The sequence below is a fragment of the Streptomyces sp. NPDC018610 genome (assembly GCF_044391765.1).
In the GTDB taxonomy this organism is placed as follows: Bacteria; Actinomycetota; Actinomycetes; order Streptomycetales; family Streptomycetaceae; genus Streptomyces.
The window spans coordinates 446,481-460,251 of sequence record NZ_JBISAL010000004.1; the positions used below are offsets into that span (position 1 = coordinate 446,481).

General features: G+C 71.6%; 12 protein-coding genes and 2 pseudogenes. 9 read left to right on the plus strand and 5 right to left on the minus strand.

All coding sequences use genetic code 11. The features are described 5' to 3' along the window. Nucleotides 1-11 precede the first annotated feature (11 nt). Both ACH5A8_RS13865 and ACH5A8_RS13870 read left to right on the plus strand, forming a co-directional pair. Nucleotides 12-635: a DJ-1/PfpI family protein gene (locus tag ACH5A8_RS13865; protein ID WP_399001390.1), complete on the plus strand. Its 624-nt coding sequence runs from the start codon at nucleotides 12-14 to the stop codon at nucleotides 633-635. Nucleotides 636-785: 150 nt separating this feature from the next. Continuing rightward, nucleotides 786-1,385, plus strand: coding sequence for a TspO/MBR family protein (locus ACH5A8_RS13870; protein ID WP_399001392.1), 600 nt, complete (start codon nucleotides 786-788; stop codon nucleotides 1,383-1,385). A 383-nt stretch (nucleotides 1,386-1,768) separates the two neighbouring features. On the opposite strand, the gene ACH5A8_RS13875 is transcribed toward ACH5A8_RS13870, so the two are convergent. From ACH5A8_RS13875 to ACH5A8_RS13885, 3 genes are all read right to left on the minus strand, one after another. Continuing rightward, nucleotides 1,769-2,851: a hypothetical protein gene (locus ACH5A8_RS13875; protein WP_399001393.1), complete on the minus strand. Its 1,083-nt coding sequence runs from the start codon at nucleotides 2,849-2,851 to the stop codon at nucleotides 1,769-1,771. Between the two features lie 649 nt (nucleotides 2,852-3,500). Next, the gene (locus ACH5A8_RS13880; protein ID WP_399001518.1) at nucleotides 3,501-4,850 is read right to left on the minus strand and encodes an APC family permease; all 1,350 of its coding nucleotides are present in this window, start codon (nucleotides 4,848-4,850) and stop codon (nucleotides 3,501-3,503) included. Nucleotides 4,851-5,110: 260 nt separating this feature from the next. Beyond that, nucleotides 5,111-5,464 (minus strand): hypothetical protein, encoded by a 354-nt coding sequence (locus tag ACH5A8_RS13885; RefSeq protein WP_399001395.1) that lies wholly within the window; start codon nucleotides 5,462-5,464, stop codon nucleotides 5,111-5,113. Between the two features lie 545 nt (nucleotides 5,465-6,009). Here ACH5A8_RS13885 and ACH5A8_RS13890 point away from each other — a divergent pair. From ACH5A8_RS13890 to ACH5A8_RS13910, 5 genes and pseudogenes are all read left to right on the plus strand, one after another. Continuing rightward, nucleotides 6,010-6,609 (plus strand): transglycosylase SLT domain-containing protein, encoded by a 600-nt coding sequence (locus ACH5A8_RS13890; protein ID WP_399001397.1) that lies wholly within the window; start codon nucleotides 6,010-6,012, stop codon nucleotides 6,607-6,609. A 162-nt stretch (nucleotides 6,610-6,771) separates the two neighbouring features. Then, nucleotides 6,772-7,140, plus strand: coding sequence for a hypothetical protein (locus ACH5A8_RS13895; protein ID WP_399001399.1), 369 nt, complete (start codon nucleotides 6,772-6,774; stop codon nucleotides 7,138-7,140). Nucleotides 7,141-7,324: 184 nt separating this feature from the next. Continuing rightward, the gene (locus ACH5A8_RS13900; RefSeq protein WP_399001401.1) at nucleotides 7,325-7,867 is read left to right on the plus strand and encodes a DUF4142 domain-containing protein; all 543 of its coding nucleotides are present in this window, start codon (nucleotides 7,325-7,327) and stop codon (nucleotides 7,865-7,867) included. Between the two features lie 294 nt (nucleotides 7,868-8,161). After that, nucleotides 8,162-8,969: pseudogene (locus ACH5A8_RS13905) on the plus strand (DUF6461 domain-containing protein). Nucleotides 8,970-9,437: 468 nt separating this feature from the next. Next, nucleotides 9,438-10,115 carry an alpha/beta fold hydrolase gene (locus ACH5A8_RS13910; protein ID WP_399001403.1) on the plus strand — a complete coding sequence of 226 codons (678 nt, stop codon included), beginning with the start codon at nucleotides 9,438-9,440 and terminating at the stop codon, nucleotides 10,113-10,115. 263 nt (nucleotides 10,116-10,378) lie between these two features. Here the strand turns inward: ACH5A8_RS13910 and ACH5A8_RS13915 are convergent, their stop codons facing one another. Beyond that, nucleotides 10,379-10,666: a hypothetical protein gene (locus ACH5A8_RS13915; protein ID WP_399001405.1), complete on the minus strand. Its 288-nt coding sequence runs from the start codon at nucleotides 10,664-10,666 to the stop codon at nucleotides 10,379-10,381. 425 nt (nucleotides 10,667-11,091) lie between these two features. After that, nucleotides 11,092-12,393, minus strand: coding sequence for a hypothetical protein (locus ACH5A8_RS13920; RefSeq protein ID WP_399001407.1), 1,302 nt, complete (start codon nucleotides 12,391-12,393; stop codon nucleotides 11,092-11,094). A gap of 322 nt (nucleotides 12,394-12,715) precedes the next feature. Here ACH5A8_RS13920 and ACH5A8_RS13925 point away from each other — a divergent pair. Together ACH5A8_RS13925 and ACH5A8_RS13930 are read left to right on the plus strand one after the other, a co-directional pair. Then, nucleotides 12,716-12,913: pseudogene (locus ACH5A8_RS13925) on the plus strand (IS5/IS1182 family transposase); the annotation flags it as partial. Nucleotides 12,914-13,356: 443 nt separating this feature from the next. Beyond that, the gene (locus ACH5A8_RS13930) at nucleotides 13,357-13,770 is read left to right on the plus strand and encodes a hypothetical protein (protein WP_399001409.1); all 414 of its coding nucleotides are present in this window, start codon (nucleotides 13,357-13,359) and stop codon (nucleotides 13,768-13,770) included. The last annotated feature ends 1 nt before the right edge of the window (nucleotide 13,771 follow it).

A 13,771-nucleotide genomic window follows, 5' to 3' on the forward strand; every position in this document is an offset into this window, starting at 1 on the left:
TGCTGCGGCACATGGACATGGTGATCCCGCTCTTCGACCGGTTCGAGCCGCTCGACGCGATCGGACCGTACGAGATCCTCGCATATCTGCCGGGCGCCACCGTGCGGTTCGTCACGGCCCGACCCGGTCTCGTGCAGGACGTGCTGGGTTCACTGCCGGTGCACGTAGCCACCGGATACGCCGACGTCGAGCGCTGCGACGTGCTGCTGATCCCGGGCGGGGGCAGCTTCCAGACCATGATGGACGACGCCGACTTCCTCGACTGGGTGCGGCGGATCCACGCGGGCACCCGCTTCACCACCTCGGTCTGTACGGGTTCCCTGGTGCTCGGCGCGGCCGGCCTGCTCAACGGCCTGACCGCCACGACCCATTGGGACGCGGCCGCACAACTGGAGTCGTTCGGCGCCTGCTACACCGCCGAGCGGGTGGTGCGTCAGGGCCGGGTGATCACATCGGCCGGGGTCTCGTCCGGCATCGACATGGCCCTGCACCTTGCCGCCCTCCTCACCGACGAGTTGACCGCGCAGGCGATCCAGCTCTACACCGAGTACGATCCGCAACCCCCTTACGAGACCGGCTCCGTCGCGAAGGCGCCGGCTGAAGTGCTGGATCGCGCGCGGACCCTGGGGGCTTAGCGGACGCATCCCGACCGCGCATCACTTTCGGTCGGCCGCTCCTTGCCCGACGGCCTCGGAGGCCTGCCGGGCGCTCCGGAAGAGGCGTGGTGTCCGGCAGACGGTTCGCCGTGGTGTGACTCGGCGCGCGGCCGGGGCACAAGTGAGGGTATGAGGCTGATCGGCGAACGCGACGGCACCATCCGACGGACCGCGCCCTGGGTGCGCTATGGGGCGGCCGCGATCGCCACGGCGACCGCGGCCGTCGCGGGTGCCACGGCTGTCGAACCGGAGAGCGCCTGGTACAGGGCCTTGCGGAAACCATCGTGGCAACCGCCGTCATGGACGTTCGGGACTGTGTGGACTCCGCTGTACGCGACGGTCGCCTACGCCGCCGGGCATGCGCTCGGGACGACCACGACCCCTTCGCAGCGCACCCGGCTCATCAGCGGCCTCGTCGTGAACCTGACGCTCAACGCGGGGTGGAACCGGCTGTTCTTCGCCCGGAGAAGCCCCACAGCGGCGCTGGCGGACACCGTCCTGCTCGATCTCAGCAACGCCCGGCTCATCAGCCAGATCGCCCGTACCGACAAGACCGCGGCATGGGCCCTGGCCCCCTATGCCGCGTGGTGCGCCTTCGCGACAGCGCTGAACGCCTCCATCGTCAGGCTGAACCGTTCCAGCCACGGCTCGACGACGAGGGCCCGCATCAGCCGGCGTGCTTCGTCATGTCGGGTGACCTTGCCTGGTGGTGGGCGTCTTCTCCGGTAGGGGGCTGGGGGAGGTGCAACGGCTCCGGGGTGAGTCAGCGGAGTTCGTAGCCGATGTGTCCGCCGCACCGCCGCTGCGGGATCAGCGGCGGTGCGGCGCGTGTCACCTGGCGGGGCCTCGTACTGGACGGCCGACGCGAGTCGATCCGGCCGATGGCCGAGCGGCCGCCGGACGGTGACCTCCCGTTCCAGCTCGGCCTCGTCCGGGCATTCCTCGGCCTCGGGCGACACGACCCGGGAGTCCGCACACCGGCCCGACCCTCCACCAGGTCTCCGACGCTCTCCAGGACCTGCTGAGGTGCTGGACCGGTACGCGCACCGCCTGCGGACACCCCCTGCCCAGACCTCGTTACGGCAATGGCCGGCCCAGAACCCGGCGCACCACTACTGGCCGACCGTCGCCTCGTTCGCGGCCGGTATGACCACGAGACGCAGGTTCTCCTCGTCGTTGTGCCCGCTGATCGCGAACAGGCGGGTTCCGTCCGGAGTCCATGCGAGGCCATGGGGCCGCAGGTACCCGGCGTCAGAACCGGTCGCGGGGGCGAGGGACACCGTGCGGTAGGGGGAGTCGGCGCCGGCCCGGTACAGGTACACGTCCGGGTCGGGCTCGATGCTCTGCACCCCGGCCGCGACGTCGCCGCGCGAGGAGACCGCGACGGCGTCGGGGTACGACGTGCTGGGATACGTGTGGCCCTCGGTCAGGGCCGGCAGCCGGAACGACGGGTGGTGGTACGGCGCCCCGGACGCGGTCAGCAGCGTCTTGCCGTCCGGGGTGATGGCCAGGTCGCTGAGGTTGGAGGCGCCGCCGGGATCGTTCACGGTCGTCCGCAGCACCGGGCTGCCTGCGGAGACGTCGTACACCGAGAGCTGGGTCGGGGAGGTGTTCTCGTCTCCGGCGACGAGCGTCCCCGGTGCAGCCGGCGAGCTGACCAGGAGCGGCGCCCCGCTGAAGGCGCCCTCGGGGATGAGCCCCAGACGCACCTGCGGGGCGGAGGCGCCGAGTGCGAGCGAGCCGATGCTCGCCTCCCACTGCTCTCCGTAACCGAAGAACAGCGTCCGGCCGATCAGCGCCGCGTGGCGCGGCGCGGTGCCGGCACCGGTGGCGTAGCGTGCTCGCTCCTTGGCAGTACCGGTGTCGATGACGCTGATGGCGTCGCCGAGCACCAGCGGCGCGTACAGCGTGCGGGAGTCGGCGGACAGTTCCAGGTCGCACACGCCCGGCAGATTCTCGATCGTGCGGACCAGACGGCCCTGGTAGTCGGCCACCAGGACGCTGCCCGTGGTGTAGTCGGAGATGAACACCTGCTTGTGCAGCGGGTCCACGGCGAGATCGCAGTGGTAGGCGATCGGCAGTGCGGTGCCCTCGTTCGCCGGCGCCGCCTGTGTCGCGGGCGCGGCGCCGAGCGACAGGCCCAGCAGGGTCGAGAGCGTCAGCATCAGGCGGGCACGGAAAAATCGTCTGCGCATCGGTGTCCTTTCGGCGACGGGCGGCATCCCTGGTCAACGCGCCGGCCCGTGTCACGGTCCATGGCCGCCTCGGAATACCCCCGGTTCGTTCGCGTACTCCCCGCCCGTTCCGATCAACACAAGGGATATCGACTGTTCCGCTTACCGCGGACGTCGTCGGAGCGGGAGGCGGAGGTGACAAGGTGTGCCGCCCTGCCGGGTACGGCGAGGACGGTCTCCCCATGTGACGAACGACGGGCTTCCCCCGTGCCCCCGCCGCCCGGCTCTTCCACGTGACCGCGCCGCAGGCGCCAGCCTCGGTGGGCCGCCCTCGACCCCGACCGCGGCCATCGGTGCGTCCTGGGCCTGACCGACGTGTCCCCGTGCTCGCGCTGGCGGTCGGTGGGCACGGGTACACGGCCGTCTCCGCGTACGAAGACATCACAAGTGTCGCCGTCCGACCGGCTGAGGGTCTCGGTGCCGGATTCCGGAGCGGAGGGCGCCCCCGTGGGCGAGACCCTCGCTGCGCGGCCTCCGGGCGGCGCTCCACGCCCTGTGCCCCGTCGAGCCGGTCCGTCCGTCCGTGACCGCGGTGCGAGGTCCCGTGCCCGCTACCGCGCGGCAGCGGCGGGCCGGGGCGAGTGCCCCGGCCGGAGGGCCCCGGCACCGCTCAGGACGAGGCCTGGCGGCGGTGCAGGGCGGCGACGGCCCCCAGGACCACGCCGACCGCGATGACGATCGACCCGCGCGCCCAGACGTCTGCCTCGATCTGCGTGGCGAGCGCCACGCAGGAGGCCGCCCCCAGCACGGGGACAGGGGTGTACGCCCGGAAGTGCGACCGGTCGCAGCGGTCGCGCCGCTGGACGAGCACCGCGGTGTTGACGATGAAGAACACCACGAGGAGGAGCAGCACGAGGGTGGAGGCGAGGCTCGCCACGTCACCGGTGAGAGCCAGCAGGAAGGACAGTACGGTCGTGACCGCGATCGAGGCCCACGGAGTACGGCGGCCCGGGAGCACCCGGGTCAGGAAGCGGGGGAGGAGGCCGTCCCGCGCCATGCCGTAGGCCAGGCGGGAACTCATGATGCCGGTGAGCAGCGCGCCGTTGGCCACGGCGACGAGGGCGATGGCGCCGAACACCTTCGGCGGTACCCCGCCCGCCTCTTTCACCACCTCCAGCAGCGGACCGCTGGAGCGGGCCAGCGTCGCGGTGGGCACGGCGGCCGAGGCGACGACACCGACCGACACGTACACGGCTCCCGCCGTCACCAGGGCGCCGAAGAGGGCGCGCGGGTAGGAGCGACGCGGGTCGCGGGTCTCCTCCGCGACGTTGACGGAGGTCTCGAAGCCGACGAAGGAGTAGTACGCGAGCACCGTTCCCCCCAGCACACCGGCGGCGGCTCCCGTGTGGGTGGTGCCGAGGTGGACGAGCCTGCCGGGGTCGCCGTCGCCGCGCAGGAACAGCCAGATCCCGAGCCCGACGACGAGCAGGAGGCCGCCGACCTCGACGACGGTCGCCGCCACGTTGGCGCGGGTGGACTCGCTGATGCCACGGGCGTTCAGCAGGGCCAGGGCGCACAGGAAGACGGCCGCCACCAGCACGACCGGAAGGCTGACGAACACGGCCAGGTAGTCGCCGGCGAAGCCCCGCGCCAGGGCGGCGACGGAGACGATGCCCGCGGCGAGCATGCAGAATCCGGCGAGGAAGCCGGTGAACGGCCCGTAGGCGAGGGCCGCGTAGTGGGAGGCGCCGCCCGCCCTCGGGTACTTCGTGGCGAGTTCGGCGTACGAGGCGGCCGTCAGGAGCGACAGCAGCAGGGCCAGGAGGAGGGGCAGCCACACGGCGCCGCCCGACTCCGAGGCGATCTGGCCGACCAGGACGTACACACCGGCGCCCAGGACGTCGCCGAGGATGAAGAAGTACAACAGGGGGGTCGTCAGCGCCCTCTTGAGGGGTGCCCCGCTCTGCGGCGCGCCGTTCGTCGCAGGAGTGGCGGGGGTGGAAGGAGTGGAAGATGTCACCACGCCCGCCTACCCTCTGGGGCCGGACGCAGACGGGGCCCCCTCGACCGGGGCCGGGCCACGCGGGGCCACACCGGGCAGGCGGCCTGGCACGGGGAGACGGCTGGCCCCGCGAGCGTTCCTCGGCCGGGAGACGCTCGCCTTGTCCCGCGGGCCGGCCCGGTGCTCCCGCGCAGCGCTGGGCCGGACCGAGTGTCGTGGGCCGTCTCTTCGCGCCTGCTCCCGACGGGATCAGAGCTGAGGTGCGGGGCGCGTGTCGGTCAGGAGAACACGACGGAGCGCAGGAGCAGGCGGCTGGACGCGCCCGAGCCGGGGCGCAGGGTGTAGTAGGTGTCGCCTTCACAGCCGGCGTCGAGGAAGACGGTGGCGGTGGCGTCGGTGCGGTTCTGGGGCGCCCTGGAGGCTGCTCCGGGGGCGGAGCCCGGTGCGGGGAGGTCGATGCACGTGCCGCTGGCGGGGTCGTTGAGGAAGCCGACGGCTTCGTAACCCTCGGCGGTGGTGTAGGTGTAGCGGAACTGCCCGGTTGCCGCGGAGGCTGTGCCGGGTGCGGCAAGAAGCAGGAGGAAGGCGCTGCAGGCAGCGCCGGCGGCCGCCGTCATGGAGCGAACGGTCACGGTGCTCTCTCTTCCGGGGTATCGGTGCGGTCAGTAGCAGCGATGCCCCGATGAAGAGGAGATAGGCGCTTTGTCCCCCGAACGGGAACGCTGAATCGTTCCGTCCCGCAAAAGGCTGCCGGTGTCATTATCGCCTCGGAGGCAATTCAGCCTGACGGCGTCGGTGTTCCCCGCCGCCGGCACGTCCAGGGGCGGACAACTGGGTGAACGCTGTATCACCTGTCGGACATGGATCGGTCCGGGCCGCAAGGCCTGCGAGGTGGAAGACTGCCGGGTTGCGCGCAGTCGAGGATCGGCAAGTGCTGCCAGTGGTCGCAGGGCCACGCCATCCCGATCAGCGACGCCGGACTGTCGAACCTGCCGCTGCCGACCGCGAAGACCGCGCTGCCGTCTCGGTGACCCCACCGAACGCCTCAGGAACGATCACCGGAGTGAACGCCCTCCCAGCCGTGACTGAGTCCGGGGCCTGGGGGCATGCGGGGCTTCAGGACGGTGGACGGCCTGCCGGTCCGGTGAGGCGGCCGGCAGGAGAGAGGCGGACGGGTATGACAGGGTGGACCACGGAGGCGTCGGGACAGGGGGTCCGGTCGGCGGCCGGCCATGATGCCGGGACGCCACCGCTGCGGCCCGGCGAGTACGATCCGGCCGACTACGCGGCGTACGTGGTGCGCAGCGCCGACGCGACCGGGGTGTCGCCCACGCTCGTGATGACCGTGCTGCACAACGAGGCGTACAAGCCGCACCACCCGCTGCTGGAACGGCTGTGGCAGTGGTGGAAGCCCGGGGCCTCCTTCGGAGTCGTCAACATGCACCGCGCGACGTTCGAGCGGGTACGGCGAACGCACGGTCTGTCGTGTCGGTGGCAGGATCTGCGCGACGACCCGGCCACCGCCATCCACGCGGCCGCCCTGCACCTGAAGGATCTGGACCGGAGCCTGCCGCGGCGGCACGTGCCCCGCTACACCCGCGACGAGCTGCTCGCGCTGGGCTACAACACGGGCGAACGCAACATGAGGGCTTTTGCCCGCGGCGTCCCGCCGGGCCCCATGGCACGGTCGTATCTGCGCCGGTTCCGCACCCACCGGGGGCGGGCCGCCGAGGCCCTGGCTGAGTGGGGCGGGCGGCGCGACGCCGTGACCGACTGAGGTCGCGCCCCTCTGGGACGGCGGCAGGGCCCCCGTCGTGGGGGCGGACTGTCGCCGCGGACGGGCGTCGCGTGCCGTTCGCCCCGCCTCGGTGACCCGCGCCGCGCCGCCGTCGGCGGCCCTGGCTCCGGGCCCTCGCCATCGACCCCGGCCAGGTCGAGCGTGGCTCGCCCCGCTGCCGGTGGAGCCCCGCACAGGACCGGCCCGCGCCAGGCCGGAGCCCCGGACGACTACGGCACCCACGCGGTCGGCGTGCTCGCCGCCGTCCCCACCGCCGCCGTCCAGCGCCGCCCGGACGGCAAGGCCGTACAGCTGGTCGCCGACCACGCCCGCGGCAACGACCCCCGCCCATTCGTCCCGCCTGACCTGCCCCGGGCAGCGAGCGTCCGGCACGGATTCGCCTTCAACCGTTCCAGGTCTCCACTGGCCTGCCGCCTGACGAAACCGAGCTTGTCACCGGCGGTCTGGAACGTGACGATGCCGGCCTGCTCGGCCCACTTCCCACCGTGCTCCAGACCCACCGCTCGGTGATCTCCGCTCACCCGCTCGAACGACGAGGGCGCTTCCCGTACCCGTCGCACATGACAAGGTTCCGTATCGCTGTGATGGGTGGCGTCGGATGTGGCACCCGGTCCGCATGCGGACCAGCGTCCGTCCCCCTTCCCGGACCGCCCGCGCGTGCGGGCCGCCCGGGAATCGAAGGAGCACGATTTCCATGCGCTCATACACTGTGGCCGTCGTGGCGGCGGCCGCGTCCCTGACCGGCCTGTGCGCACCCCAAGTCTTCGCGGCCGCCTCCGGCGCGACCCAGGACCAGACGTTCTTGGTGCAAGCCCACCAGGGCAACCTTGCCGAGATCGCCGCGGGCAAGGACGCCGGGAGGCACGCCACCACCACCTGCGTCATCAACGTCGGCAAGACCCTGGTGCGCGACCACACCAAGCTGGACGCCTCGGTGCGCAAGCTGGCCGCCGAGACGAACACCACCCTGCCCAGCACGCCGACCGCGGCGCAGCGACAGCAGCTGAAGGCCGTCCAGGCCAAGGCGGGCGGATCCGCCTACGACACGGCGTGGCTGAAGGTTCAGGACACGGCCCACCGCAAGACGCTGACCCTCATCGACAAGGAGATCGCTCAAGGGAAGAACAGCAGCGTAGTGGCCGCAGCCCGCTCCGCGCGGCCCGTGGTGGCCATGCACCTGAACATGGTCCGCGGCGGCGTCTGCCACACGAACCTCCAGCACCACGGCAGCCACTGACCTCTTGGACCAGGCGGCGTAGCGTCTCACAGGCCGGCGGGCCTCCCGATCGTGCGGGGCACACCCTGGCACACCCTCCTTTCCGGGCCCGTCGTCCTGAACACCCGTGGCGGCCCGACGTCACCGTCGGCACGCTGACGGCGGCGATGCGTGCGGGACGTAGGTGAGTGACCTGGGGTGCTGCCCCGGCCGTCCCTGCCTTCACTGGGAGCCGAGGGCCGCTTGCGGATCGTCTGGCTGCTGTAAGAATCGGCTTACCGGGCATTGTCAGAGGGATCAGGCACACTGCGCCGTATGAACTCGGTGACCGCACACGACTATGCCTGGATCCGCACCTCGCCGCTGTTCCGCCACATGATGGAGAGCGGATACACCTTGACACTGGTACGAGGGCGGAGCCCGCAGGAGGTGCTGCGTGCGATGGAGGCGGGACCGCGCGGCACCGGGGAGGGCGCGGCCGGGCTGATCGAGGCGGATGACGCTCACCGCGCCGAGGTGGATCACGACTACTGGGATGAGTCCTACGTCGCGGGCGCCTTCGAGGTCCCGGGCGAGAACGGCGACTGGACAGTTGTCCTCGGCTTCGAAGGTGGCCTTGGGATGCAGTGTGCGGAGACGCTGTCGCAGGGCGGCCGGGTAGTGGCGCACTCGAGCAACGGGGGCAAGCCCATCCATCTCTTCCACTGGTTCGAGGACGGTGAGCTCCGTTCGACGTTCGAGGGCCCCTCGGCGCGCCAGGGCAGCAGCCCCGATGAACTGGTTCCCGTGTTGCGGGAAGTCGGCTTCCCGCTGACTCCCGAGGGAGGACACGGCGGCGGTCCTCGCCCTGGCCGAGAGACTCACCGGCATACGCGTCACCGCATCCCTCCTTCAGGACGCCACGTACGAACTGGGGCTCGTCCCCGAACGGCCTGCCGAGGAGTGGACCGGTCTGGTCATCGACATCACCGATGCCAATGGCGAGCGTCTGTACAAGGAATGGACCTACGAGGAGATCGCGGCGGCTTCCGACCGCGCACGGGCGGAGGCGGACGCGCCGGTCCGGATCACCTACAACGAGCCTCTCGCCAAGGACGGTTCGGAGCACGAGACGGGTGAGTAGCGAGCGGGCGAGTGGTGGGTCCCCCGGGGCGCCCACCACCCTCTCCGAGGGACATTGCCGCCATGAGAGCTTTTCGATCACGGAGCGGCATCCCTCCTGAGCCGTCGGTGACAGATGAGGCTGCGGGCGAGGGCGACGCATGCATCGTGAAGTTCGGTGGGGCGTTCCCTTCGGACGGCGAGTCGTGTGAAGTGGCGAAGCAGCGCAGCGGAGCAGCGCAGAGGCCTGCTCGACGACGTGGCGGAGCTTGGCAGGCCCTCGATGTCTGGGGCGCCTCTGCGGGAGACGACCGGCGGGAAGCGGTCTCCGCCACCGCGTGGCGGTGAGAGCCTGTTGAGCTTCGTCGCCGGATCCGGCCGGTGTGTACGGATTCGCCCTTCGGTTCGTCGCTGCCGGTCCGAGCGTTGCCGAGACGCGCGATCACCAGCTGTACTCGTCCGGTTCCGCCGCTCGACCTACGATGACGCGGTGAAGTTCGTGATGGTGCCGGGTGGCTGGCAAGGTGGATGGGTGTTTGACTCGGTGGCTGCTGAGCTGCGCCGAGACGGTCACCACGTCGAGGCGGTGACCTTGTCGGGGTTGGAGTCGGACGGCCCGGTCGATGTGGACCGTCCGCCGAACCTCGACACCCATATCGACCAGGTGGCCGAGGTCATCGAACGTGGCGACGGAACGCCCGTCGCGCTGTGCGGGCACAGCTACGGCGGGATGGTGATCGCCGGTGTCGCGGATCGGCTCGGCGACTGCCTCGATCAGCTCGTCTTCATCGACGCCTACGTCCCGGACGACGGGGATTCATGTTGGTCTTTGACCAGCGACAGCTTCCGGGAGCTGTTCATGGCCGGCGCGCGCGGCGACGGGCGATGGGTCGCAGTCCCCGAAGGACTCGACCCTCGCGCGCGACCGCACCCACTGGCGAGCTTCGTCCAGTCGATCAGGCTCGGCGGCGCCCCAAGCCGCGCGCTCGGCCGGACGTTCATCAGTGGCGGCGCATGGCCGGGCAGCCCGTTCGTGACCCTGACCGAACGGTTGCGCAACGACTCGGGCTGGCGGGTTCACGAGATCCCCGTCGGCCACAACATCGCCCGCCGCGACCCGCACAGCCTCGCGGCCGTCCTCGGCGCATTGCCACTCGACTCCGCCTGACACACAGTCGCTCACCGCTCTGTGCCGTCGTCCTCGAGGCGGACGATCGCCGCGGGCGACGTCCTCGTCCAGGACCTCGTGCTCCCGCTCCTCCGCGGGGAGCGCCCGCAAGTGCGCGACGGAGACGGCGAGGCAGCGGGTCGTCCAGAGCGCGCCGGCACGGAGGACCAGTCCGAGCGTGCCGAGTTGGTCCTCCTGACCCGTCCGGTACACCTGCCTGATCTGTCACGCTCGCCGTTGCAGCTGCCGGCCGGACCGACAACTCACGTTCCGAGTGGCGGGCAGTGCACGACGGCGTGGCTCAGGCCGGGCGGCTCGACATAGGCGCGGGCCGCGCTCGCGTCGCGGAGTTGCGCCTCCATGCCGTCGGCGCTCCAGGCGTCGCGTCTGGCCTGACCGTAGTCCCAGCCGTCCATGATGCTGAGGGTCATGTTGTTCGCGGCCCGCGACATTTCGGCTTTCAGGGCGAAGTTCTGGAGCGCGCTCTGCGCTGCCCGGACTTCCAGGCGGGCGGCCAGGATTCCGGGCGTGTCGGGCACCCGGGTGGGCATCGGCGCCTGCGGTAGGCGGGATATGCGAGTGTCGCGGCGGGCGAGGTTGTCGATGCCCGCCCGTTCGAGGTCGGTTCGTCGACGTGTCCTCCTCCGGCCAACAGCCGGCCGAGCGTACCTCCGTAGGTCCTGGCCGGTCGCGATCCGATACGTGCCTGAGACGGCACCTAAGAGCTCAGGCTCGTCCCCTCGACAGCGCACGCATCCAGGTGATCACGCCGATCGCTGTGCCGGGCCCGATGGTGATGTTCGTGCCGGTCTGGTGTGGTCGCCGATCAGTGCGCCGAAGCGTGGCGCAGACGCGGCTTTCTGTCCTACCGCACCGTGGGCTCCCCCTGCTACCGCCGACGTCAGCACCCCGTGTCCGGCTCGGCTCAGCGCTGCGTCGCGGCCTGCCCGGACGAGTGCCGCCGCGGCCGGGGCGGTCACCCGCAGGCAGCGTCAGGGGCGGCGGGAGTGATGGTGGCGGCGGCGAGGTCCATGTCGAGCGCTCGCCGTGTCGCGGGATCCCACAGCCAGATGCGGTCCCCGTCGGGGCCGAAGGTCAGCAGCGGGTGCGTCAGGGGCACGGCGCCCCCGTACGCGGCGCCGGGGAGGCCGCGCTCGGGGTGGGGTACGCGCGTGAGGGGGTGCACGCACACCACGGCCGGGTGCAGGCCGTGGAAGGCGGCGGGCTGCCAGCCTTGCGCTGCCGCCACCTGGGCGTGCGCCGCGTCCTGGGTATAGGCGTCGGTGACGAAGGGCAGGAGCACCGTGACCATGCCGAGGAGAAGCCCCAGGCCCGCGCCGAACGCCGCGTTGGCGGTCTCGATGCCCGCGGTGTCCGCGTGCGCCCAGCGGTTCCAGCCGTAGGCGGCGACCCCGAACGCGGTGCAGTACAAGACGCCCAGGACGGGCAGCATGCCCGCCCACAGGCGTTCCGTCGCGCCGGTGTGCACCGAGTCCGCGGGGATGCCGAAGGCGCGGATGTAGCGCTCCTGGACCAGAGTGCCCAGCCAGGTGACCAGCGGCAGCAGGAAAGGGGCGGCCAGCGGCACGGCCCAGGCCGCGGCCTTGCGGGTGGGTGAGTCGCGCAGGGCGTGGCGCACGCCCCAGGCGAGGAAGGCCAGGCCGAACATCACGGTGACGAACCGGCCGGTGAACTGCCAGGCGCCGTGGGCAGCCTGGGCGAGCACGGCTGCCGCCAGGACCACCGCGTTCCCGGTGTTCACCAGGAACAGGTTGGCCTTGACGTCGAGGGACGTCTCCAACACGTCCACGTCCGCGTCGGCGCCGAGGGCGGGTCCGGCCAGGGCCCTGGCCCGCAGGTCCGCCAGTGCCCCGGCGTGGCCGCGCGGCTCGGCAACCCGCGTCACCCGATGAGACCGGGGGGCTCCCGGTGCGGCCCGCACCCGCCAGGCGGTGTACTGCTCGGGCTGGTGCTCCAGGAGCACCGCATCGCGCGCCCACATCCGCAGCGACGCCGCCACCGCAAGGCGGTCGATCCCGCTCAACGCGCGCTCGACCACGCCGTCCCGCGCACCGGCCAGCCGTACCTCGACCAGCCGGGCCACACGGCCAGGCGGGCAGCCGGCCCGCTCGTGCTCCGCGGCCGCACGCACCGGCCAGCCCCGACCGGCGAACAACTCCTCGGCCAAGGCTGTCTCGTTGGGATCGTCGGCGATCTCGACCAGGACGAGGACCCGCCGGTCGAAGGGCAGACCGGAACCCGCTTCGACCCCTTCCACCGCGGTGGAGCCGCGACCCGGGTGAGCAGCGCGACCGGTGAAGCCACGGAAAGCGGCCCCATTCCTGGGGCCCGTCGAGGAGCGCATACCCCGCCACCCTGGCGCAACGGCCTGGCCAGGGCAAGTGCCTTCCCGGCCGCCTTTCTCACCCGGCCCGCCAGAGAGTGGGGGAGGGGAGCCACCCGGCCTCGATCGGCTCACGCAGCGCGGCAATGGCGGTACCGAGGACGATCACCGCGAGCGTGACGGCGAGCCGACGGCGTCTGCGAGACGGGCGGCCCCACTGCCGAGTCCCGGCGGCGCCGGGCGTGCCGTTCCTGTTCTCGGCATCGACATGGTGCTCAGCGCACCCGGGACCAGGGGATTCATCCCGATCCCGAAGCAGCGGGCGGTCGAGGGGACCTTCGGCTGGCTCAAGCTCCACCGCCGCCTCGCCCGCGACTGTGAGACTCCGCCCGTCCGCTCCGCCGACGCCATGATCCACCTCGCCGTGACCGACCTCATGGCCCACCGCCTCACTGACCGCATGCGGACCGGCCGGCCCCTGGCCGTGCGCGAATGGCCTACCAGAGCTCACCCGCTCCCGCGTCGAAGCCTCCTTCCCATTGTGGAGCCACGACGTCGAGGCCGCTGCCGCTCCCGGCGCGCCGGCGACGAGCGGCATCCACGTCACATCCCGACCCGTTCCACCGCTGTCGTCCGTCTCGGTCGGCTCGGCACCAGACCGTCCGTCTGCAGCAGCTCGACGAGCGGCGTGACGGCTCGAGGTGTAGAGGTGGGTGCATGAGCGAGAGTGCGGTTCCGCTGCCCTCGACCCACCTGGTGCGCCCGGGAAAGAGCTGTCACCTCGCCCCGAATGGACGCGGTCGCATCACTTGAGCCGCCTCAGGGGCCGCTTCGGCAAGGGCTCCTGACCGCGACATGTCGCATCGGCGTGGACAGAAAAAAAGGGGACACTACCGCATGTCGGATCACACTGTGGAAGAGCCCGGGGCCGGTTGGGCGGCCAGGTGGGCCGGAGCGCTGCTGTGCCTCGTGGTGGCCGGGGTCCATGTCGTGGACCAGGGCGGCATCACCGCCACCAGGGACCCCTACTACATCGGCATCGCCTACCACGTCCTCGAGATCGCGGCCGTCGTCGCCGCGGTACTGCTCCTGGCCGGTCGTGTCCGAGCCGGATGGCTGCTGGCAGCAGGGGTCGCCGCCGGTCCCGTACTGGGCTACATCCTCTCCAGGGGGCCGGGCCTGCCCGATTACCGGGACGACGTCGGCAATTGGACCGAGCCGCTCGGACTGGCCAGCCTCGCCGTCGAAGGCGCTCTGTTCCTCCTGGCCGTTCCGCTTCTCGCCCACAGCGCGCGACGCGGGCCCCGGTGAC